This window comes from Nocardiopsis listeri NBRC 13360, from assembly GCF_001570765.1.
Lineage (GTDB): Bacteria > Actinomycetota > Actinomycetes > Streptosporangiales > Streptosporangiaceae > Nocardiopsis > Nocardiopsis listeri.
Genome location: NZ_BCSH01000019.1, coordinates 54,891 through 76,038 on the forward strand (window position 1 = coordinate 54,891; position 21,148 = coordinate 76,038).

At 68.8% G+C, this 21,148-nt stretch carries 19 protein-coding genes; 12 read left to right on the plus strand and 7 right to left on the minus strand.

Features of this window, described 5'->3' with window-relative positions; translation table 11 throughout:
• The first annotated feature begins 145 nt into the window (after window positions 1-145).
• A complete protein-coding gene (locus NLI01S_RS06915) occupies window positions 146-1,030 on the plus strand; it encodes a CAP domain-containing protein (RefSeq protein ID WP_223809142.1) in 885 nt (294 codons plus the stop codon).
• Window positions 1,031-1,114: 84 nt separating this feature from the next.
• Here NLI01S_RS06915 and leuA read toward each other — a convergent pair whose 3' ends face one another.
• The 3 genes from leuA to NLI01S_RS06930 all read right to left on the minus strand — a co-directional run bounded on the left by leuA (window position 1,115) and on the right by NLI01S_RS06930 (window position 4,934).
• Window positions 1,115-2,815: a 2-isopropylmalate synthase gene (leuA, locus tag NLI01S_RS06920; protein ID WP_067600978.1), complete on the minus strand. Its 1,701-nt coding sequence runs from the start codon at window positions 2,813-2,815 to the stop codon at window positions 1,115-1,117.
• A gap of 443 nt (window positions 2,816-3,258) precedes the next feature.
• A complete protein-coding gene (locus NLI01S_RS06925) occupies window positions 3,259-3,627 on the minus strand; it encodes a hypothetical protein (RefSeq protein ID WP_157090972.1) in 369 nt (122 codons plus the stop codon).
• A 167-nt stretch (window positions 3,628-3,794) separates the two neighbouring features.
• Window positions 3,795-4,934, minus strand: coding sequence for a protein-L-isoaspartate O-methyltransferase family protein (locus NLI01S_RS06930; RefSeq protein WP_067600984.1), 1,140 nt, complete (start codon window positions 4,932-4,934; stop codon window positions 3,795-3,797).
• 661 nt (window positions 4,935-5,595) lie between these two features.
• Between NLI01S_RS06930 and NLI01S_RS06935 the strand changes: the two genes are divergently transcribed.
• The 3 genes from NLI01S_RS06935 to NLI01S_RS06945 all read left to right on the plus strand — a co-directional run bounded on the left by NLI01S_RS06935 (window position 5,596) and on the right by NLI01S_RS06945 (window position 8,662).
• Complete coding sequence (locus NLI01S_RS06935; RefSeq protein WP_223809143.1) at window positions 5,596-6,648, plus strand: hypothetical protein; 1,053 nt, start codon at window positions 5,596-5,598, stop codon at window positions 6,646-6,648.
• A gap of 17 nt (window positions 6,649-6,665) precedes the next feature.
• Window positions 6,666-7,148, plus strand: coding sequence for a hypothetical protein (locus NLI01S_RS06940; RefSeq protein WP_067600990.1), 483 nt, complete (start codon window positions 6,666-6,668; stop codon window positions 7,146-7,148).
• Window positions 7,149-7,387: 239 nt separating this feature from the next.
• Window positions 7,388-8,662 (plus strand): M14 family metallopeptidase, encoded by a 1,275-nt coding sequence (locus NLI01S_RS06945; RefSeq protein ID WP_067600993.1) that lies wholly within the window; start codon window positions 7,388-7,390, stop codon window positions 8,660-8,662.
• Window positions 8,663-8,713: 51 nt separating this feature from the next.
• Here NLI01S_RS06945 and NLI01S_RS06950 read toward each other — a convergent pair whose 3' ends face one another.
• On the minus strand, window positions 8,714-10,012 hold the full coding sequence (locus NLI01S_RS06950; RefSeq protein ID WP_067600996.1) for a metal-dependent hydrolase family protein: 1,299 nt from the start codon (window positions 10,010-10,012) through the stop codon (window positions 8,714-8,716).
• A 109-nt stretch (window positions 10,013-10,121) separates the two neighbouring features.
• Between NLI01S_RS06950 and NLI01S_RS06955 the strand changes: the two genes are divergently transcribed.
• Window positions 10,122-10,337 (plus strand): type II toxin-antitoxin system VapB family antitoxin, encoded by a 216-nt coding sequence (locus tag NLI01S_RS06955; RefSeq protein WP_067600999.1) that lies wholly within the window; start codon window positions 10,122-10,124, stop codon window positions 10,335-10,337.
• Entirely contained in the window at window positions 10,334-10,738 is a 405-nt protein-coding gene (locus NLI01S_RS06960) for a PIN domain nuclease (RefSeq protein ID WP_067601002.1), read from the plus strand. The genes NLI01S_RS06955 and NLI01S_RS06960 overlap by 4 nt, the downstream gene beginning before the upstream one ends.
• Before the next feature lie 145 nt (window positions 10,739-10,883).
• On the opposite strand, the gene gcl is transcribed toward NLI01S_RS06960, so the two are convergent.
• The 3 genes from gcl to NLI01S_RS06975 form a co-directional block, all read right to left on the minus strand.
• Window positions 10,884-12,599 carry a glyoxylate carboligase gene (gene gcl / locus NLI01S_RS06965; RefSeq protein WP_067601005.1) on the minus strand — a complete coding sequence of 572 codons (1,716 nt, stop codon included), beginning with the start codon at window positions 12,597-12,599 and terminating at the stop codon, window positions 10,884-10,886.
• Window positions 12,600-12,730: 131 nt separating this feature from the next.
• A complete protein-coding gene (locus tag NLI01S_RS06970; RefSeq protein WP_067601009.1) occupies window positions 12,731-13,618 on the minus strand; it encodes a 2-hydroxy-3-oxopropionate reductase in 888 nt (295 codons plus the stop codon).
• Between the two features lie 32 nt (window positions 13,619-13,650).
• A complete protein-coding gene (locus NLI01S_RS06975; RefSeq protein ID WP_067601012.1) occupies window positions 13,651-14,448 on the minus strand; it encodes a hydroxypyruvate isomerase family protein in 798 nt (265 codons plus the stop codon).
• A 373-nt stretch (window positions 14,449-14,821) separates the two neighbouring features.
• On the opposite strand from NLI01S_RS06975, the gene uraD reads away from it, so the two are divergent.
• The 6 genes from uraD to alc all read left to right on the plus strand — a co-directional run bounded on the left by uraD (window position 14,822) and on the right by alc (window position 20,880).
• A complete protein-coding gene (uraD, locus tag NLI01S_RS06980) occupies window positions 14,822-15,376 on the plus strand; it encodes a 2-oxo-4-hydroxy-4-carboxy-5-ureidoimidazoline decarboxylase (protein WP_067601015.1) in 555 nt (184 codons plus the stop codon).
• The gene (gene uraH, locus NLI01S_RS06985; RefSeq protein WP_067601023.1) at window positions 15,373-15,717 is read left to right on the plus strand and encodes a hydroxyisourate hydrolase; all 345 of its coding nucleotides are present in this window, start codon (window positions 15,373-15,375) and stop codon (window positions 15,715-15,717) included. The genes uraD and uraH overlap by 4 nt, the downstream gene beginning before the upstream one ends.
• Before the next feature lie 187 nt (window positions 15,718-15,904).
• Complete coding sequence (pucL, locus tag NLI01S_RS06990) at window positions 15,905-16,801, plus strand: factor-independent urate hydroxylase (protein ID WP_067601065.1); 897 nt, start codon at window positions 15,905-15,907, stop codon at window positions 16,799-16,801.
• A 341-nt stretch (window positions 16,802-17,142) separates the two neighbouring features.
• Window positions 17,143-18,636, plus strand: a complete 1,494-nt coding sequence (locus tag NLI01S_RS06995; protein WP_067601026.1) for a nucleobase:cation symporter-2 family protein — start codon at window positions 17,143-17,145, stop codon at window positions 18,634-18,636.
• Between the two features lie 89 nt (window positions 18,637-18,725).
• Window positions 18,726-19,664, plus strand: coding sequence for a LysR family transcriptional regulator (locus NLI01S_RS07000; RefSeq protein WP_067601029.1), 939 nt, complete (start codon window positions 18,726-18,728; stop codon window positions 19,662-19,664).
• A gap of 88 nt (window positions 19,665-19,752) precedes the next feature.
• Entirely contained in the window at window positions 19,753-20,880 is a 1,128-nt protein-coding gene (gene alc, locus NLI01S_RS07005) for an allantoicase (protein WP_067601032.1), read from the plus strand.
• The last annotated feature ends 268 nt before the right edge of the window (window positions 20,881-21,148 follow it).

The following is a 21,148-nucleotide window of genomic DNA, read 5'->3' on the forward strand; positions in this document are numbered from 1 at the left end:
ACCTCCGAGACGAATCTCGGGCGGTGAAGTCCCAATCGGGCCGATCTCGGGCCCGGCCCAACCCCCCGCGGGGGTGCCCGCGCGATCCCCGACCCCGCACGGAAGGTACAGCGAAATGGCGCGAGGCCGCCGAGGCAGGCGCAGGATGAGCGCTCGCGAACAGCGCTCGCTCCGCGACCACCCGTCATCGGAGTACGACGATCGTTACGACGACGAGTACGACGATGACTTCGACGCGAAGGGCCCTGGCTCCGCGCGTCGCGGGAAGCGCCGATTGGTGCCCCTGGTCGCCGGGGTCATCGCCGTTCCGGTCGGTCTGACCCTGGCCGGGGCCCTGGTCCTGGGCACGGTCGGCGAGGACGGTTCGGACGAGGCCGATGGCGCGAGCGCCGTCGGCGAGATCGGGGAGGGTGCCGTCGCCGACGATTCCCAGGTCCCCGAGAACGCGCAGGACGACGACTTCTTCGACGAACCGACCGCGAGGCCGGAGCGCGCAGAGCCCTCCGGTGACAGCGGAACGCTCCGCGCGCAGGCGACCGCCACGTTCTCCCCGGAGGACGGCGAGGAGACCGGCGCCGAGGGCGGCGACGGCGGTGGCGGTGGAAACGGCGACGACGGCGGTGACGGAGGCGCCGGTGGCGACGGCACCACCTCCAACGCCGGCGGCCCCCTCGCCACCGAGGTCGTGAACCTGGTCAACAGCGAACGTTCCGCGAACGGTTGCGAACCGGTGCACGTGGACGACCGGCTGACCGCCGCCGCCCAAGAGCACAGCGACGACATGGCCGCCCGTGACTACATGGCGCACGAGAACCCGGACGGGGTGGGCCCCGGTGAACGTGCGAGCCGCCACGGCTACGACTCCTGGGGGGCGGAGAACGTCGCCAAGGGGCAGCAGAGCGCCGAGCAGGTCATGGACGCCTGGATGAACAGCGAGGGCCACCGCAGGAACATCCTCAACTGCGACCTACAGGCCATCGGCGTCGGCGAGGCCGACCGGGCCTGGACGCAGAAGTTCGGCTACGAGTGAGCCGAGGACCACGCGCGACGGGCCGCGTCCCCGATGGGGGCGCGGCCCGTTCCCTCAGTGCCAGGGGTCGGTCTCAGGAGCGGCTCAGACGCGCCCGATGGCGCTGCACATGGCCTTCAGCGAAGCCGTCGTGATGTTGCTGTGGATGCCCACGCCCCACACGACCCTGCCGTCGATCTCGGCCTCCACGTAGGCGGCGGCGCGGGCGTTGCCGTCCTCGCCCATGGAGTGCTCCACGTAGTCGTTGACGCGTACCTTGACGTCGACGTCGGTCAGCGCGTCGGCGAACGCGGAGATGGGCCCGTTGCCGGTGCCCTTCAGCTCACGGATCTCACCGTCGACGCGGGCGTCGGCCTCGATCGTGTACGTGCCGTCCTCACCGGTGCTGGAGCGGTGCGCCAGAACCGCGACCGGGCCCTCGTCGGCCAGGTAGGTCTTGGAGAAGATCTCCCAGATGCGGCCGGCCGGGAACTCGCCGCCCTCGGTGTCGGTGAACTGCTGGATGACCTGCGAGAACTCGATCTGCAGGCGGCGCGGCAGGTCCAGGGAGTGGTCCCGCTGCATGATGTAGGAGACGCCGCCCTTGCCGGACTGGCTGTTGACCCGGATGACCGCCTCGTAGTTGCGGCCCACGTCCTTGGGGTCGATGGGCAGGTACGGCACGTCCCAGGGGTACTCCTCGACGGGGACCCCGGCCTCGGCGGCGCGCTTGTTCAGGTCGTCGAAGCCCTTCTTGATGGCGTCCTGGTGGGAGCCGGAGAAGGCCGTGTAGACCAGGTCACCGCCATAGGGGTGGCGCGGGGCCACGGGCAGCTGGGTGCAGTGCTCGACCGTGCGGCGGATCTCGTCGATGTCGGAGAAGTCGATCTTGGGGTCGACGCCCTGACTGAACAGGTTCAGACCCAGGGTGACCAGGCAGACGTTGCCGGTGCGCTCACCGTGGCCGAACAGGCAGCCCTCGACGCGGTCGGCGCCGCCCATGACGGCCAGTTCGGCGGAGGCCACACCGGTGCCGCGGTCGTTGTGCGGGTGCACGGACAGGACCACGTGCTCGCGGCGCGACAGGTTGCGGCTCATCCACTCGATCTGGTCGGCGTAGATGTTGGGGGTGGCGCGCTCGACGGTGGCCGGCAGGTTCAGGATGATCTCACGACCCGGACCGGGGTTCCATACGTCCATGACGGCCTCGCAGACCTCCAGGGCGAAGTCCAGCTCGGTGTCGATGAAGATCTCCGGCGAGTACTGGTAGCCGAAGTACTCGGTCCGACCCAGGTACTGCTCGGCGAAGCGCACGACGTGGCGGGTGCCCTCGACCGCGATGTCCTTGCACGCCTCCTTGTCCACCTTGAAGACGACGCGACGGAAGGTGGGCGCGGTGGCGTTGTACAGGTGCACGGTGGAGCGCTTGGCTCCGATCAGGCTCTGCACGGTGCGCTCGATCAGGTCCTCGCGGGCCTGGGTCAGCACGGAGATCTGCACGTCGTCGGGGATCAGGTCGCCCTCGATCAGTTCCCGGACGAAGTCGAAGTCGGTCTGGCTGGCGGCCGGGAAGCCGACCTCGATCTCCTTGTAGCCCATCTTGACCAGCAGCCGGAAGATCTCGTGCTTGCGCGCGGGGTCCATCGGCTCGATCAGCGCCTGGTTGCCGTCACGCAGGTCGGTGGACAGCCAACGCGGAGCCTGGGTGATGGTCTGGGCGGGCCAGGTGCGGTCCGGCAGGTCCACCGGCTTGAAGGCCTGGTAGCGCTCGAACGGCATGGAACTGGATTTTTGCTGCGGCACCATAACGGTGTTGCTCCTCGGGAGAGATCAGTGGCACGTGATGTAACGGCCGACAAGGCAAGCCGAAGTCCCGCGACGAGGGGCCGACCTTTTAACGATCCCCGCCGCGGCCACTAAGGAGGAGCAGCTCGCGCAACATATCGATCGTCACGCTAGCAGACGATCACGAGATTTCGACACTCGCTGCTCACATGTTGAGACAGCACCCAGGTGATCCGAGGCGACGCGAGAGGCTCACAACGATTTGAGATGATCGTTCAAAATGGGTACCTCGACTTCAAGATACAGACGATGAGGGCTACCCTGGAGGGGAACCCTTCAGTGCTAGGGGGGTCATACGGAGTCCGTCGGCGGAACCCAGGGTGCGGCCAACACCCGAGGCCTCGGCAGACCGGCAAGCCCGAGTCACCGCAGCGCCGGTACCGCCGACGGACATCCTTCTTCTCTCAGCCCGTGGCGCCTCGGACCACCGTCACCGGCGGCAGCGCGAACTCCGCCCAGAGCGCGATCACCGGCTCCCCCCACTCCCAACGAAGCCGCCTCGCGCCCCAACGGTCACTGAGGTGGTCGACCATCTCCAGGTTCCGGCCCTCGGACTCGGGGTCGTCCACTTCCGGGTAGGGCATCGCCTCGACCGCACTGCCCACCGGCCGCTCGGTGACGATCAGTCTCAGCACGGTGCGGGAACCGTTCCGCCCCAGGGAGAGCACGCGCACCACGTCGGCGCTGCGCCCGCCGCGCGCGGCCCGCCTCATGGTCACCGTGAGCATCTCGCTGACGCAGAGGATGACGGCCGCCTGCTTCGAAGGATTCATGCCGGGCACCTTCCTCAGGTCCCGGGCCGCGTCGAACCTGGCCCTGGCCAGCACCTCCACGACCTGCGGATACCGACGTGAACTGGGAAAGCCCGGATAGGCCGTACGTGAACCACGCGCTCGCGGGCGGACACGTTCCCGCGGACCGACCCGCCCCTCGAACCCCCTCATTCGGTCACCGCCCACACCGTGCGCTCGTCGTCCAGCCAGATGGTCTGTCCCATGGGCCCGGACGTCACCCCGAAACGATCCAGCCCCGGCCGCCCGACCCTCTTCCACGCCATGTGGGCGCGTGCCCACTCGTCGAAGAGCATGCGCGGGCCCCGTTGCCTGGCCAGGACCCCTCGGGGCGCCTGGGCGGCGACCGCTCCCAGCGCCCAGGAACCGGACTCCGGATCGATGAGGTAGAGGGCCACGCGCAGGTCCGACCGCAACAGCGCCGGCCGCACTATCCGCCGCACCCCGGGCATCGCCAGACCACAGCACAGCGCGCTCGCCTCGTCCATCAGGTCCCACGCGTCCAGGTCGAAGGCGTGCGACCGTTCCTCCTCACCCGGTCTGACGTACCGGGAGATCAGGGCGGCCTCGTGTTCCCCCGCGAGCGCGGGAGCGCAGGGGCGCGCGACCGCGAAGTGGCCACGGGCACGACCGTCGGCGCCCACGCGCAGGTCGGCCACCAGGTCGTGGGAGAAGGAGCCGCCCCAACGGGTGAGGATCCGTCCTCCGGGCAGGCATTGGTCCACCCACCGATCGGGCAGCCGATCGACAGGCACCGAGGAGACCACCCGGTCGAAGGGCGCTCGGATCGCGCAACCGTCCAAGCCGTCACCGGCCACCACGGTGGGGACCGCTCCCGCGCCCAAGAGGTTGACGCGCGCGCGATCGGCGCGCTCGGGGTCGATCTCGACCGAGACCACCGCGTCCTCTCCCAGGAACCCGCACATCAGGGCGGAGCAGTAGCCGCTGCCGGTCCCGATCTCCAGGACGTGCGTACCGCGGGTGAGGTCGGCGCGGACCAGCAGGTCGGCGGCCCGGGAGGGCGAACACACGGAACCGCCGATCGAGCGCGCGCCGCCGTGTCCGCCGGCCGAATGGTGTCCGACCGTCACCCCTTGGTCGGCGTAGGCGGCCTCCAGCCACACCGCCTCGTCGTGCCACCGGTCGACCTCGCCCCGCCCACCGTCCGGGACGAAGCGGTCCGGAAGGAACCGGTGGCGCGGGACCTCGGCGAAGATCCGCTCCCAGTCGGATCCCACCCGCACCTGCGCGCGAAGACGGTCGACCATCCTCCGGTGGGCCCGGATCACGTCCCCACCTCCCCTTCTTCGACCGGACACGTTCTTCGTTCGGTGGTCACCGGCCTGGGCCCCACGCTCATGGAACGCTCGCGTGTCGATCGGGAGATGGACATGGGGGCCTCCACATGTGACGGGCGCATGAACCGATCAGGGTCTTCGGTCCATTAACCGGCCACCGAATCCGGGTAAGGATGGACAAGGCGAGCAAACCTCGTTTTCTCCTGGGCACGGAATCCCGCACAGATATACACCGGTGATATGTATGGCGAAATCGCAGCTCCAGACCCGGGTACTCCCGCCGGGTCCGTTCTGGAACCGAAATGACGTTCGTGGCTGCCTCGCACGAAGGGACGCGGGTGCACTCTTGGGGCTCGTGCGCCTGCACACCGGTGCGAGCCAACAGACGATCGGTTCGGCGATCGACATGGCCCAGCCTCACGTGAGCGCGATCATGTGCGGGCGCCGTTCGGTCACCGCGCTCGATACCTGGCTCCGCGTGGCCGATGGTTTATCCATGCCCTCGCAGGCCAGAAGGGTTCTCGGACTGGCGGCCTCGGATTCGGAGAATGAAACGGAGACGTCGTGGACAGAATCCTCTTTGCGCGTTAGCGATTCCTCCCCCGCCGCGGATATGGCGCGGGAGATGGCCGAACAGACTCTGAGGGACCTGATGAAACGTAGAGAGGCATTCGCCATCGGCGGCACGATCCTGGTCGGGGCCGCGCTGACGGAACTCCTGGAACGGTGGACCGCACCGAGCCCACCGGGGACCCGAAGAGGCGGCTCCACCATCGGAGTGATGGAACTGGAACGGATCGAGGCGGCGACCGTGTGCCTGCGCCACTGGGACGAACGGTGGCGGATGGGGACACGGCGCAAGGCCGTGATCGGGCAGCTCTCGGAGGTCTCGGAGTTGGTCGAGCACCGGCAGCGGCCCGACGTGCAACAGCGCCTGTTCGCGGTGATGGCCGAACTCGCGCGGGTGGTGGGATCCATGTCCTTCGACTCGGGCGATCACGGCACGGCGCAGCGCTACTACTCGCTTTCCCTGCGGGCGGTCCGGTACGCGGGCCCCGAGCACTCCTCCTTCGGGGTCCGGGTGCTGGCCGACATGGCGCGTCAGATGTTGGACCTGCATCACCCCGAGGACGCGCTCGACATCACGCGACTGGCCCTGGACCAGGCGGCCTCGCTCGGGGCTCCGCCCTCGGTCCGTGCCCTGTTACGCACACGTGAGGGATGGTCGTACGCGCACATGGGTCGCGTGGCGTCGTTCGAACGCACGGTGGGTCAGGCCCAGGACCTTCTGGCACGGGAGGAGGGTCCCGCCCCCGAGTGGTCGCAGGGGTTCGACGAGGCCGAACTGGCCGGTGTCGTGGGCGCGCGCTACCGCGACCTGGGCCGGTCCCTGGAACGGCCCGAGTCCGAACGATTCGCGTTGAAGTCGGTCGAGTACATCTCGTCCGCTCTGGAGCGACGTGGGACGGGCCGGGGTAGGACCCTCGACCTGATCGGGCTCGGCCGCGCGTACGCGGCCCTGGGCGAGGGTACGGAGTCGGCGCGTTCCGTGCGCGCGGCGCTGGGGTCGGGCCCGGGTCTGGCCTCGGGACGGGTACGCCGCCGCCTGCACGATTGGTACGTCGAATCAGCCGCCCTGCACAAAAACCCGGACACGGCGGCGATCCGTGACGAACTTCCCCTTACCCTGCTGGCAACGCCATAGAAGACAAAGGGGGCAGGATGCCACGGATCGGGATCACCGGACACTCCAACCTGACCGAGGAGAGCCGCGAAGCGGTCGTCAAGGCGCTCGGCGCGGCCCTGACGCCCTACCAAGGCGAGGACCTGGTCGGCATCTCCTGCCTGGCACGCGGCGCCGACCGGTTGTTCGCCGAAGCCGTCCTGCGCGCGGGAGGCAAGGTCGAGGTCGTGCTCCCCTCCGCGGACTACCGGGAGAACAAGGTCAAGCCGGAGGACCGCGAGGACTTCGACGGGTTCCTCATCCGCGCGTCGTCGGTGCGCTACATGCCGCACCGGCAGGCCGGCCGCGCCGCCTACGAGGACGCCAACCAGGCGGTGCTGTCGAACGTGGAACGGCTCTTCGCGGTCTGGGACGGGCATCCCTCCGACGGGCGCGGGGGTACCGCCGACGCGGTGGTCGCGGCCCGGGACCGGGGGCTGCCGGTGGAGGTGATCTGGCCGGACGGCGCCCGACGCGGGTGAGGATCGGGTAGGCGGGCGGGAGGTGGCGGTCGCCGTGGCACAGGGTTCCATGTGGCCGGATCCGGCCACGCTCGGCATGCACGCGACCACGGAAAAAGCGGGCTTCACGTGGCAAGTACTCCAAACAAGACGATTCGCTACCTCACGCCCGGAAAATCCGCCACATTGACAGGTCGGGGTGGCCCGATCTCCAATACCGCCTAGTATTCGCCGCCTCACTCCCCGCTCATGGAGGCATAGTGGAGCACCCCTCCCCCACGACCCCCGTCGGAAGAGCCCTCGTCCCCGTCGCCGCCGGTGCCCTCCTGCTGGGGACACTGGCCACCGGAAGCGCCACCGCCGAACCCTCCTACGGTCTGTACGAGATCGACGGCGTGAGCACCGCCGAGGAACGTTCCCAGATCGCCGCCACAGGTGTCGCCATCGACCACGTCGGCGACGACTCGTTGCTGGTCACCGGTTCGATCGATGACATCGACGAACTGGACTCCCTCGGTTACGCCGCCGAGCCCTACGAACTCCCCGAGACCCTGGCCTCCCCGGACCCGGGTTACACCACCTACCCCGAACTGCTGGAGATCGTCGACGAGGTCGTCGCCGAGCACCCCGACCTCGCCGCCAAGGAGGTCTACGGGCAGTCCTACGAGGGCCAGGACCTGGTCGCGGTGAAGATCAGCGACAACGTGTCCGTGGACGAGGACCAGCCCGAGGTGCTGTTCACCCACTCCCAACACGCGCGCGAACACCTCACCGTCGAGATGGCGATCCACCTGATGGACCTGCTCACCGACGGGTACGGCGAGGACGACCGGATCACCGAGCTGGTCGACGGCCGCGAGATCTGGATCCTGCCCAACGTCAACCCGGACGGTAGCGAGTACGACATGGCGGGCGACACCTGGCGGGACTGGCGCAAGAACCGCCAGCCCAGCGAGGGTTCGTCGGCCATCGGCACCGACCTGAACCGCAACTGGGCCTACAACTGGGGCTGCTGCGGCGGCTCCTCCGACGACCCGGAGAGCATCACCTACCGGGGCGACGCGGCCGAGTCCGGTGTCGAGGTGGCCGCCGTCGCGGACTTCGTGCGCGGCCGCGTGGTGGACGGCGAACAGCAGATCACCAGCGCCATCGACTTCCACACCTACAGCGAACTCATCCTCTGGCCGTTCGGCTACACCTACGACCAGGTCACCGACGCGATGTCGCGGGAGGAATACGACACCCACGCCGCGCTGGGCGAGTACATGGCCGAGGCCAACGGGTACACGCCCCAACAGTCCAGCGACCTGTACGTCACGGACGGGTCCATCAACGACTGGTTGTGGGCCGACCAGGGCATCGTGAACTTCACCTACGAGATGTATCCGAAGTCGCCCGCGGAGGGTGGCTTCTACCCGCCGTCATCGGTGATCGAGCGGGAGACCTCGCGCAACGAGGAGGCCGTGCTGCGCCTGCTCGACTACGCGGATTGCCCCTACCGCATCATCGACGAGGAAGAGACGTACTGCGGCTGAGCCGCCTCGTCGAGGCCCCCGGTCCGCCCGCTCGGAACGGGGGCCTCTCCTCTACCCGAAACGGTTACGGTACGTCCGGCCGTCCTTGACGATGACGGACAGGTTCCGCCCGGGATCGGCCAACAGGGAGAGGTCACGGGTGGGATCGCCCTCCACCACCAGCAGGTCCGCCCAAGCGCCCGGCCGCACCACCCCCAGCTCGGCCTGACCATAGGGATCGCGGTCGCCGGACATGCGCAGCAGGGCCGCGTTGCCCGAGGTGCCCACGCGCAGGGCGTCCACCGGTGACATGTACCGGTCCAGGCGAGCGAACATCCGTGATTGCCGATCACCCGCGTCCGGGGCGAAGAGCAGGTCCGTGCCGAAGGCGATCCGCGCGCCGTGCTCGTGGGCCCAGGTGAACAGGTGGTCCACCCCTCGACAGACCCTGGCGTCCTTCTCCTTGGAGCGCGGATCGGGAAAGGTGTGGTCGCCCTCGGCGAAGGGCTGCGTGCTCAACCACGCCCCCTTGCGCGCGATGAGGGCGACCGTCTCCTCGTCCGCCAAATGCCCGTGTTCGATGGATCGGACCCCCGCGCCCAGGGCACGCTCGATCCCTTCGGTGGTGAACACGTGCACGGCGACGTAGGTTCCCCAGTCCTCGGCGGCCTGGACCGCCACCCGCAGCTCCTCCGAGGTGAACTGGAGTACGTCCAGGTCGTCGTACACGGAGGTGACCCCGCCTCCGGCCATGAGTTTGACCTGGCTCGCCCCCTTCTTGAGCTGTTCGCGGACGGCGGCGAGCACCCGTTCGGTACCGTCCGCGACCCGCATGATCCCCACCTGGTCCGCTCGGGAGAGAGGCCCGCCCAGGGCGGTGGGCGCGTCGTAGACGGCGGAGAAGTCTCCGTGCCCGGCCGTCTGGGAGATCGCGGCGTTGCTCGGATAGATACGCGGGCCGGGGAACTCCCCGGCGTCGATCACGTTCTTGATCGCCGTGGTGGGACCACCCATGTCGCGTGCCGAGGTGAAACCGCGCATGAGCATGCGGCGGGCCTCACCGAGGGCCTTGCAGTGCACCAGCCCGTCCGGGCCGGTCAACACTTCGAGGGCGGAGATGCCGGCGACCGCCAGGTGCGTGTGAGCGTCGATGAGTCCGGGCATGAGCACCCGGGTGATCGCTCCTCCCTCTCCGGCGCAGTCGATGACCCGGGCGTCGTCGGGTTCGTCGACCGTTTCCGTGTGAGGGACGATCCGTTCGATGTGTCTTCCGCGCACCACCACGTGCCCGGGCTCGAGTCGGTCGTTCTCCCCATCGAAGACGCGTACGTTCTTGATCACCAGCGGCGATGACTCGGAGTTCTCATCCATGCCCCCTTTGTGATCGCCACCGCGCCCCCGAAACCTCCGCTTCCACTTCGGCCGGGCACATCGTCGTATGTACTCGATCCGAGTTTGTATATACGAGGGGGGTGCGGCGATGAGCAAGGTCCTGATCGACATCGATGACGAGGCTCTGGCCCGGGCCTCCGAGATCCTCGGAACCAAGACCAAGAAGGACACGGTCAACACCGCGCTCCAAGAGACCGTGCGCAGACTGGACAGAGCGACCGCCTTGGTCGAGATGCGCGAACTCGTGGCCGGAGGCGGCGTGGACACCGAGGTATTGGACGACAAGCGGCAGTATCGGCGGTGAGTCCGGCCGTCTATCTGGTGGACACCAGCGCCCTGGCACGCATTTACCGCGCACCCGAGGGCTGCGAGGAATGGGATCAAGCCCTCGTCCATGGGACCATCGCGGTCTGTCCCATCACCGAACTGGAATTCCTCTACGGTGCGCGCTCCGAGGCCCACCGCGAGACGATGGTGGGCCTGTTGAACCGGATGCTGCTCCCCGTGGACCTGGCGGACGAGCACTTCGCCCGAGCGTGGGAGGTCCAAAGGCTCCTCACCGGCCGAGGCGAACATCGAAGCGCGGGGCCGGTCGACCTCCTGGTGGCCGCTTGCGCCGAGTCGCACGGCCTCACCCTGCCCCACAACGACGACGACTTCGAGACCATCGCGAGGGTCACCCGGCAGAAGGTCCGCCGGGTCTGAGCCACCGGCTTGGTCCGGGACGCTCGCGAGGGGCGGCGGTGTGCCGTCGAGGGCACCGCCGCCCTTCGCGGGCCCCTCCTGCCGGTCTCGGAGCGGCCCTGCCACGGGGCTCGGGTACAGGTCCGGCCCCGTGGCGGTCTTCGGATCAGGCGCTCGGCAGCGGCTCGAACTCCTTGACGGCGTCGATCGCCGGTCCATGCGGGGTGTTGGCCTCGCGCTCGATCATGATCTCCACCAGCACCGGACGCGAGGTCGCCCTGGCCTCCTTGCGGGCCCACTCCAGGGAGTCGCGGACCTCGCCCGGCTCCCAAACGCGTCGCCCGGAGCACCCGTAGGCCTCCATGAGCTTGACGTTGTCGGTGCCGTACTCGTCGTAGTGGATGTCCACCTGGAAGTTCATGTCGAACGGGATGGAGGCCTGACGGATCAGGCCCAGGTACTCGTTGTTGAGCATGATGATCACGTACGGCACGTCGTACTGGGCGGCGACGGCCAGCTCCTCGACCATGTACTGGAAGCCGTAGTCACCGACGATGCCGACGACCTCGGCGTCGGGTTCGGTGTTCTTGAGCGCCTTCTTGACACCGATGGCCGCGGGGATCTCCCAGCCGAGCGGGCCCGCCTGGCCGCAGATCTGGTAGTGGCGCGGCTTGTACGCCTTCTGGTGTTGGCCGCCCCAGATCTGGTAGAGGCCGATGGCGGTGACGAAGTAGGTGTCGGCGTCGAAGACCTCGTTGATCTCCTTGTACACGCGCGGGGCCTTGACCGGAACGCTGTCGAAGTCCTCGCGACGGGTCAGGGTTTCCTTCAGTTCGCCGACGCGGGCGATCCACTCCCCCACCCGCGCCTTGGTCTCACGACGCTTGGCCGCCGCCAGCAGTTCGCGCAGGAAGAGGCGTGCGTCGGAGACCACACCCAGGTCGGGTTCGAAGACCCGCCCGATCTGGGTGGCCTCGATGTCGACGTGGATGAACTTGCGCTCACCCCGGTAGACGTCGATTTGTCCGGTGTGACGGTCGGCGAAGCGCGCGCCCACCGCCAGGACCAGGTCAGACTCCAGGAAGGACGTGTTGCCGTAGCGCTGGGAGGTCTGCACGCCGGTCATGCCCGAGTACAGGGGTGAGTCCTCGTCGAAGGAACCCTTCCCCATGAGGGTGACCTGCACGGGGACCTGGAGGTACTCGGCGAGTTCGCGCAGGTCCTCGGAAGCCTCGGCCAGGATGACCCCGCCACCGGCGAGGATGAGCGGACGCTCGGCCTCCAGCAGCAGGTCCAGCGCCTTCTCCACGCGCGGAAGGTGCGGCTCGACGGTGTTGATCTTGAGCGCGGCGTCCAGCGCGCGGTCGTACTCGATCACCTGCTGGGCGACGTCCAACGGAATGTCGATCAAGACCGGCCCGGGGCGCCCCTCCTGGGCGATACGGAACGCCTCGCGGAAGATCCACGGGGCGGTGGCCGCCTCCTTGATCTGCACTGCCCACTTGGTGACGGGCTTGGCGATCTCGACGATGTCGACCGCCTGGAAGCCCTCCTTGTCGAGCAGGTCGGTGCGCTGCTGACCGGTGATGCACACGATCGGGACCGAGTCGGCGATCGCGGTGTACAGGCCGGTGATCATGTTGGTGCCGGCCGGGCCGGAGGTGCCGATGGCCACGCCGACCTTGCCGGTGGTGCGGGACCACCCGTCGGCCATGTGGGTGGCGCCCTCCTCGTGGCGGACGGTCAGGTGCTCGATGCCGCCGACGTCCTCCAGGGCCTTGTAGAGGGGGAGGATCGCCGCGCCGGGGCAACCGAAGGCGGTGTCGACGCCTTCATCCTTGAGGACCTCGACGACGGCGTTCATCGCGGGCATTTTCGCCATGGGAGCGAACCCTTCAGTGCTGGGGTGACTGTGTGTGCCAGGGGTGGTGGGGGCACCGTCGTGCCGATCCCGGGTGGGCCAACACCCGGGGACGACGGCCGCGCCCCGTGTCCTACGAAAGGATCGGATTCCTACTGGTCGCGACCGGAGAGCTGTTCGACGATCTTGAGCAGCGCGGAGTGGTCGAGCCCGCCGTGTCCTTGATTCTTGAGCGCGGCGACGTACTGCGCCACCTGGGCCCCGAGCGGGATCGCCACTCCGGCTGCGGTCGCGGAGTCGGTGATGATGCGCATGTCCTTGTCGTGCAGGGCGATCCGGAAACCGGGATCGAAGTCGCGCTCGCGCATGCCCTTACCCTTGCGTTGCAGGACCGTGCTGCCGGCGAGCCCGCCGCCCAGGACCTCCAGGCCGGCCTCGGTCTCCACGCCGTGCGCCTCCAAGAACACCAGGGCCTCGGCGAGGAGCTGGAGATGGCCGGCGACGATGAGCTGGTTGGCGGCCTTGACCGTCTGACCCGCACCGCTGGGACCCACGAGGACGGGGGTGGTCCCGAGGACGTCGAAGACCGGTCGGGCCGCGTCGAAGTCCTCTTGCGCACCGCCGACCATGATGGACAGCTTGGCCTCGATGGCACCGGCCTCACCACCGCTGACCGGGGCGTCCAGGACACGGAAGCCGCGCTCGGCGCCGGCGGCGGCGAGGGTGCGGGCGACGTCGGGGCGAATGGTGCTCATGTCGATGACGAGCGTCCCGGGCTCGGCGCTCTCGTAGACGCCGCCCTCACCGGTCAGGACGGCCTCGACGTCCGGAGAGTCGGGGAGCATCGTGATGACGACGTCGGCGTCGGCGACCGCGTCGGCGACGCCGCCGCCGCGCAGGCCGCCCTTCCCGACCAGGGCGTCGACGCTCTGTGGGCTGCGGTTGTAGCCGGTGACGGTGTGACCGGCGCGGACGAGGTTGACGGCCATCGGCAGGCCCATGATGCCGAGGCCGATGAAGGCGATCTTGCGGGCGGACATGGCGGGTCCTTGTCTGTCGGTGTGTGCGTTGCCTACGGGAGCCGGCCGAAGCTTTCGGCGGAGGGGACGGTGGGCTTGTACTCCAGGCCCACCGGGCCCCGGTAGCCGCCGGCCCGGGACGCGGTGAGGAGTTCGGCGATGGGGAGTTCGCCGGTGCCGGGCTCTCCGCGTCCGGGGGCGTCGGCGATCTGGATGTGTCCGAAGTCGGCGGCGTGCTCGCGCACCACGGCGGCGAGGTCTTCGCCGTTGACGGCGAGGTGGAAGAAGTCGGCGAGGAGGGCGACGTTGTCGGCCCCCGCGTCCTTGGCCCGGGCGACGAAGGCCAGGCCTTCGGCCGCGGTCTTGAGCGGGTAGGCCTCGGAGCCGCTGATGGGTTCGACGAGGACGGTACCGCCGACCTTGGCGACGCCCTCGGCCGCGGCGAGGGTGTTCTCCAGCGCGACGCGATCCTGTTCGGCCGGGTCGACACCGTCCTGGCGCAGCCCGTAGAGGGCGTTGAAGCCGGTGGCCCCCGTGCGTTCGGCGATCTGGACGACGACGTCGATGTTGGCGCGGAACTCGGCGGCCCGGTCGGGGTGGGAGAGCACGCCGCGGTCGGGTCCGGGCAGTCGTCCGGCGAAGAAGTTGAGGCCGGTCAGGCGTACGCCGGCGGTGTCGATGGCGGCGACGAAGGCGTCGACGTCGGCCTGCTCGGGGGTTGCGGTCTCGAAGGGCCACCAGAACTCGACGGCGTGGAAGCCCGCGTCCTTGGCGGCCCGGGGGCGTTCGTTGACGGGGAGCTCGGTGAACAGCAGGGAGCAGTTCACCGTGTACCCGGGTGTGTGGCTCATGCGCGGCCTCCAGAAGCTACTTCCACTTTGCGGAAACTACTTTTCACTTTAAGGAATGATTTGAGTGTGCAGCGACCCACCACCTCTTGTCAACCACCCCTTCGCCCCACCCACCCCGACGATCGACGCGTCCACCCGCGAACAGCAACTTCGCCCATTCTTCGCGCGAGGGTACGGAACCCGGACTTTTCCTCAAAAAGCCCCTTGCCAGTGTTGACAAGGTCACACCGTCATCGTTTAGAGTCCCTTCAATCCGTAATGCGGAATCAGCTATCTGCCCTACGAAACCAAGGTCTGAGCCGCGGGACTCCCCTCCCCGTGGGCCCCGTGCCCCGTGAGCAGGGGGAACATCGGCCGGACCCAGGGAGAACACATGCCCGAGACCACCCCGGACATCTCGGGGGCCACCCCCGAGCCGGGACTGGCCCGCCTGAACCGGCTGTCGAAGGAGGATCTGCGCACCGAACTCGCGCAATGCCTGGACATCGACCGCTGGGTGGAGGCCGTCGCCGCCGAGGCGCCCTTCACCGACCGCGCCACCCTGCTCGCCCGTGCCGACGAACACGCACACGCGATCACCTCCGACGAGGTCGCCACCGCCCTGGCCCGTCACCCGCGCATCGGAGAGAAGGCCAAGGGCGAGAACACCGAAGCGACCTGGTCACGCGGGGAACAGTCCGCGTTCGCCGCCGACACCGACGACGCCTCCAACCGCGTCCAGCGGATCTTCACCTACGCGCAGGGTGAGTACGAGGGTCGGTTCGGGCAGATCTACCTCGTCTGCGCCAGCGGGCGCTCCGGCCGTGAACTCCTCACGGACCTGGTCGCCCGTCTGGACAACGACCCCGAGTCCGAACTGGCCGTGGTCGGCGACGAACTGCGCAAGATCGCCGGGCTGCGCCTGGTCAAACTGTTGGAGGCGGCATGAGCCACGTGACCACCCACATCCTCGACGCCGCGTTGGGGCTGCCCGCCCGGAACGTGCCCGTACGTCTGGAGGCGGCCACCGACGGCGCGCGCACCTCCTGGAAACCGGTGGCCGAGGGCCGTACCGACGACGACGGGCGCATCCCCGACTTCGGCCCCGATCGGCTCCACACCGGGTACTACCGGGTCGTGTTCGACACCGGATCCTACTTCGCCGCGACCGGGCAGAAGGGCTTCTACCCCGAGGTCACCATCGTGTTCGACCTCGCGGACGAGGACGCGCACTACCACGTGCCGCTCCTGCTCAGCCCGTTCGCCTACTCGACCTACCGGGGCTCCTAGAACCGTCCCGGACCACCGCCCCTGAGAAGGAGGAACACCAGGCCGCATCCCCGCCGCACACAAGGCACACCCGACTCTTCGAGTGCGTGACAGGTCCTTCCGCATGACCACAGCGGTCCTCCCTCATACGCACAACGCGCACCGGCGCGAGCGATGAAACGAATCCACACGGATGGAGTTCACCCTGATGGGCATCAGGCTCGGAGACAACCAATACGGCAAGGCCGAGGTCCGCCTCGTCCACATCAACCGCGACACCGACGTCCACCGGATCAAGGACGTCAACGTCACCTCCCAGCTCCGCGGAGACCTGGAGGAAGTCCACACCGTCGGCGACAACGCCAAGTGCCTGCCGACCGACACCCAGAAGAACACCGTCTACGCCAAGGCCCGGGAATGGGGCGGCGTCGGCGCGATCGAGGACTTCGCCCTCCGGCTCGCGCGGCACTTCGTGGACGAGCACGACTACGTGTACGGCGCCCGACAGGAGGTCCAGGAGTACTCCTGGGACCGCATCACCACCACCAAGGGCCCGCACGACCACGCTTTCACCCGACGTGGCGCCGAGACCCGCACCACCGTCGTCAACAAGGACGGCGACAAGGAGTGGGTGGTCTCCGGCTTCGAGGGCCTGACCGTCCTCAAGTCCACCGGCTCGGAGTTCCACAGCTACCCCAAGACCCGGTACACCACTCTGCCCGAGACCAACGACCGGATCCTCGCCACCGACGTCACCGCACGCTGGCGCTACGTCGGCACCGAACACGACTTCGACAAGGTCTACGCCTCCGTCCGCGGCCTGTGCCTGGAGGCCTTCGCCGAGACGCACAGCCTCGCCCTACAGCAGACGCTGTACGCGATGGGCAAGTCCGTCCTCGAAGCCCACCCGGAGATCGCCGAGATCCGCTTCTCCATGCCGAACAACCACAACTTCCTGGTGGATCTGTCCCCGTTCGGCCTGGACAACCCCAACGAGGTCTTCTTCGCCGCCGACCGCCCCTACGGCAAGATCGAGGCCGTCGTCGAGCGTGACGACGCCCCCGAGGCGGGCGACGCGTGGAAGGCCGTCCCGGGCTTCATCTAGCGTCCCGTCGAGGGACCACGTCCCCATGATCGCGACGTACGGAGCCGAGGCCCCACCGTCTCGGCTCCGACCTCGACAGGACCCCCGTTCCCCGGGGCCCGCATGTGCGGCCGGGCCCCGGTCCCTCGTCGGCGTACCCCACGACCGGGTCATGCTCCCGTCCGCTCCGCCGCTCCGAGGGCACCATCCGAGGACCACCTCGCCTGGCCCGCGCTCCAATGGGCCCCGCCGGCCTCAGGCGTACCCGAAATCGGGCCGCCGGGCCGTAGCGACACCACGGATCCCCCGGATCCGCAATCAGGTCTTCCACGACCGCCGATCACAAAGGCTGGAAACTGGCCATGTCGAACAGTCCGTCCGCGAAGGACTCGGCCACAACGAACGCCACGACCCCCGATCGCCCGGAGGACGAGAAGCTGCCCTTCCGGCTCCTCGTCGTCTACGGGCTCCAGCACATCCTCACCATGTACGCCGGTGCGGTGGCACCGGCCCTCGTCATCGGCAGCGCCGCTGGACTCGCGAACGACCCCGCAGCCATGGGAATCCTCGTCAGCGGCGCGCTCCTGATGGCGGGTATCGCCACGCTCCTGCAGACCGTCGGGCACCGAAAGGTCGGCGCGCAGATGCCGATCGTGGTGGCCTGTTCGTTCGTCCCCGTCAGCGCCATCGCCACCCTGGCCGCCGGTCAGGACGGGGAGAACATGCCCGTCGCCCTCGGCGCGTCCATGGCCGCCGGCGTGTTCGCGCTGCTGCTGACGCCCTTCTTCGGTCAGCTCATCCGCTTCTTCCCCCCGATCGTGACCGGCACGATCATCACCGTCATCGGCATCAGCCTCATGCCGGTGGCCGCCGGCTGGATCATGGACGACGCCACCACGGTGCTCGACGACGGCTCCACGGTTCCGGCCGCCCCCATGGCCAACCTCGCCCTGGCCGGGGTGACCCTCGCGGTCATCCTGATCGGTTCCCGCGTGTTCCCCGGCATCTGGGGACGTCTGTCCATCCTCTTCGGCCTGGTCGTCGGCACCCTCATCGCCATCCCCTTCGGCATGGCCGACTTCAGCCGCGTGGGCGAGGCGGACGTCGTGTTCAACCCGACCTCGGTGTTCTACTTCGGCGCCCCCGAGTTCGAGGTCGCCGCGATCGCCACCATGTGCGTGATCATGCTGGTGGTGCTCACCGAGGGCGCCTCGCACATCATCGCGGTCGGCGAGATCACCGGTTCCAAGGTCGACGCCAAGCGCATCTCCGCCGGTCTGCGCGCCGACGTGAGCGGCTCCATCATCGGACCGATCTTCAACACCACCCCCACCAGCTCCTTCGCGCAGAACATCGGGCTGCTGGCCCTGACCGGCATCCGCAGCCGTTACGTGGTGGCCGCCGGCGCCGGCATCCTGCTGCTGCTGGGCATGTTCCCGATCCTGGGCGGGGTCATGGCGGCACTGCCGACCCCGGTCCTGGGAGGGGCGGGTCTGGTCCTGTTCGGCACCGTGGCCTCCAGCGGCGTCAAGACCCTGACCAAGGTCGACTTCACCAACAACCTCAACCTGATCCTGGTGGCCACCTCCATCGGCGTCGCCATCATCCCCCTGGCCTACCCGACCTTCTACTCCTTCCTCCCCGAGGCCGTCGAGATGATCGCGCACTCGGGCATCATCGGGGCGGCGATCGTGTCGATCCTGTTGAACATCTGCTTCAACGTGATCGGGCGACCGTCCTCCGGTCCGCTCTCCGACATCGACCAAGAGGACATCGGCAGCGCCGGTCCGGGCGAGGCCAAGTACTCCGACCACGCCGGGCACGCCTACCGCGACGGCACGGCCGACCCGGTCTGATCGACGACCCTTCGGGGCGGGCGCACGGAGATCGTGTGCCCGCCCCTCTCGTTCCATGGATCCGATTCCGTTCAGCGAAGGTGAATGGTATGCCTGTGAAGGTGACCGACTGGGACCTGCGCAAGCTCCGTGTACTACGCACCCTCCACGAGCGCGGAACCGTCCGGGAGACCGCCGAGGCGCTGTCCATGACACCCTCCGCCGTCTCCCAACAACTGTCGTCGCTGTCCCGGCAGGTGGGAGTGGCGTTGTTGGAGGCGCACGGGCGCCGCGTCCGACTGACCGACGCGGCCCACGTGCTGCTGCGCCACGTCGACGTGGTGTCGGCCCAGCTGGAGCGGGCCGAGGCCGAACTGGACGGATTCGTCCGGGGCGAGGCCGGCCGGGTACGCGTGGGCGCGTTCGCCACCGCCATCCCGACCCTGGTGGTACCGGCGTTGAGCGCCCTGCGCCGCACCCACCCGCACCTGCGCACACGGGTGCACCAGGCCGAAGCCGCAGAGGTGTACGAACTGCTCTCCGCCGGGGAGATCGACATCGGCCTGTCCCTGGCCGCCCAAGCCCCCGGTGACCAGGACGGACGCTACGAACGGGGCGAGTTGCTGACCGACCCCCTGGACGTGGCACTGCCCGCCGGGCACCGGCTCGCCGACGCACCCGCACCGCACCTGCGCGAGTTGTCCGACGAACCGTGGATCTACGGCGCGTCCGGCCCTTGGCGCGACATCACCGTGGCCGCATGCGCCCAGGCCGGCTTCGTGCCCGAGCAGGGGCACGTGGCCTCGGACTGGCGGGCCATCCTCGACATGGTGGCGGCCGGACTGGGGGTGGCCCTCGTCCCGCGGCTGGCCGCGGCCGACGACGCGCCCGGGGTGGTGCTGCGGACCCCGCGGTCGGACCGGCCCCGCCGGCACGTGGTGTGGGCGGTCCGCGCGGGTTCGGGCCGACGTCCCCAGATCGACACGGCCCTGCGCGCCCTTACCCGGGTCGCCGGAGAACTGCACAGCACAACCGTTCAGTACAAGTGAATATATAGATCAAAAACTTTCGCTGGAAGTTACCTGTCTCTCCTGCCAACCTGGATACGTCCCCACCCACCGACGTGACAGGAGAACCATGAGCGGGGCCCAGCCCTTCGATCCTCGTGACTACAACGCCCGGCCCTACGGCGGAGGTGACCCCTACGCCGACTACAAGAAGACCGAGCTCGACTTCTCCGGCCTGGTCGACCTCGCCGACCGACGTCTGGGCGGCGGCGTACTCGCGGCCAACGACGAGTTCTTCGCCCAGCGCGAGAACCTCCTCAAGCCCGAACCCGCCGTGTTCGACCCGCACGCCTTCGGGCACAAGGGCAAGGTCATGGACGGCTGGGAGACCAGGCGCCGCCGCGGCGTCAGCGCCGAACAGCCCCACCCCACCGCCGAAGACCACGACTGGGCACTCGTCCGCTTGGCCCTGCCCGGTGTGATCCGCGCCCTGAACGTCGACACCGCGCACTTCCGGGGCAACCACCCCACCGAGATCAGCGTGGAGGCCGCCCAGGTGGAGGGCACCCCCACCACCGATGAGCTGCTCGCCGCCGACTGGACCGAACTCGTGCCCCGCACCCCCGTGTACGGGCACGCCGCCAACGGCTTCGAGGTCGCCTCGACCCGTCGCTGGACCCATCTGCGCCTCAAGCAGTTCCCCGACGGCGGCGTGGCGCGGCTGCGCGTGTACGGCGAACCCGTCGCCGACCCCGCCTGGCTGGCCGCACAGGGCTCCTTCGACGTGGCGGCACTGCTCAACGGCGGCACCGTCGAGGATGCCTCGGACCGGTTCTACTCGCCGCCGGAGAACATCATCGCTCCGGGTCGTTCGCACAAGATGGACGACGGCTGGGAGAACCGCCGACGACGCGACACCGGCAACGACTGGGTGCGCTTCCGACTGACCGCCCAGGCCACCGTGCGCGCCTTGGAGGTGGACACCGCCTACCTCAAGGGCAACGCGGCCGGGTGGATCACCATCAAGGGTCGTGACGCCCGGGGCACCGATCCGGAGGCCTGGTTCGAGATCATCGGCCGAACCCGCCTGGAGCCCGACAGTCCGCACCGCTTCGTCCTGGACGCCCCGGTGACCGTGACCCACGTGCACGTCGACGCCTTCCCGGACGGCGGCATGGCTCGCCTGCACGTCTTCGGTTCGCTCACCGACCTTGGCACCACGGACCTCAAGACCCGTTGGGAGTCCGCGCAGGGGTAGACCCCGAACAGGGGTGATCCTCGACGCGGTGACGGAAGGCCAGGGGCGGGCGCCGGAAGCGGCGCCCGCCCCTTCGCTCCACCTGGACCCGGATCGGGTCACGGGTGGGTGGGGTGGCGGTCGGGTGGGCGTGGAGCCCGGGGTTATCCACAGGCGGAGAGTTCGGGCTGGTGGTGGGGTTGGCGGGCGTGATCCCATCGATCTTGGGGGAGCCGCTGGTTTCGCCGGCCTCGTGCTGCCCAGGGTGTGTGTGGGTGGGGCGCCTGGG

Coding starts and splice junctions, on each gene's coding strand:
- pucL (WP_067601065.1), top strand. CDS start 15,905: ATGGGCATCAGGCTCGGAGACAACCAATACGGCAAGGCCGAGGTCCGC.
- leuA (WP_067600978.1), bottom strand. CDS start 2,815: ATGGTGCCGCAGCAAAAATCCAGTTCCATGCCGTTCGAGCGCTACCAG.
- uraD (WP_067601015.1), top strand. CDS start 14,822: ATGCCCGAGACCACCCCGGACATCTCGGGGGCCACCCCCGAGCCGGGA.
- NLI01S_RS06975 (WP_067601012.1), bottom strand. CDS start 14,448: ATGAGCCACACACCCGGGTACACGGTGAACTGCTCCCTGCTGTTCACC.
- NLI01S_RS06955 (WP_067600999.1), top strand. CDS start 10,122: ATGAGCAAGGTCCTGATCGACATCGATGACGAGGCTCTGGCCCGGGCC.
- uraH (WP_067601023.1), top strand. CDS start 15,373: ATGAGCCACGTGACCACCCACATCCTCGACGCCGCGTTGGGGCTGCCC.
- NLI01S_RS06995 (WP_067601026.1), top strand. CDS start 17,143: ATGTCGAACAGTCCGTCCGCGAAGGACTCGGCCACAACGAACGCCACG.
- NLI01S_RS06940 (WP_067600990.1), top strand. CDS start 6,666: ATGCCACGGATCGGGATCACCGGACACTCCAACCTGACCGAGGAGAGC.
- NLI01S_RS07000 (WP_067601029.1), top strand. CDS start 18,726: ATGCCTGTGAAGGTGACCGACTGGGACCTGCGCAAGCTCCGTGTACTA.
- gcl (WP_067601005.1), bottom strand. CDS start 12,599: ATGGCGAAAATGCCCGCGATGAACGCCGTCGTCGAGGTCCTCAAGGAT.
- NLI01S_RS06925 (WP_157090972.1), bottom strand. CDS start 3,627: ATGAATCCTTCGAAGCAGGCGGCCGTCATCCTCTGCGTCAGCGAGATG.
- NLI01S_RS06935 (WP_223809143.1), top strand. CDS start 5,596: ATGAAACGTAGAGAGGCATTCGCCATCGGCGGCACGATCCTGGTCGGG.
- NLI01S_RS06915 (WP_223809142.1), top strand. CDS start 146: ATGAGCGCTCGCGAACAGCGCTCGCTCCGCGACCACCCGTCATCGGAG.
- NLI01S_RS06970 (WP_067601009.1), bottom strand. CDS start 13,618: ATGTCCGCCCGCAAGATCGCCTTCATCGGCCTCGGCATCATGGGCCTG.
- NLI01S_RS06950 (WP_067600996.1), bottom strand. CDS start 10,012: ATGGATGAGAACTCCGAGTCATCGCCGCTGGTGATCAAGAACGTACGC.
- alc (WP_067601032.1), top strand. CDS start 19,753: ATGAGCGGGGCCCAGCCCTTCGATCCTCGTGACTACAACGCCCGGCCC.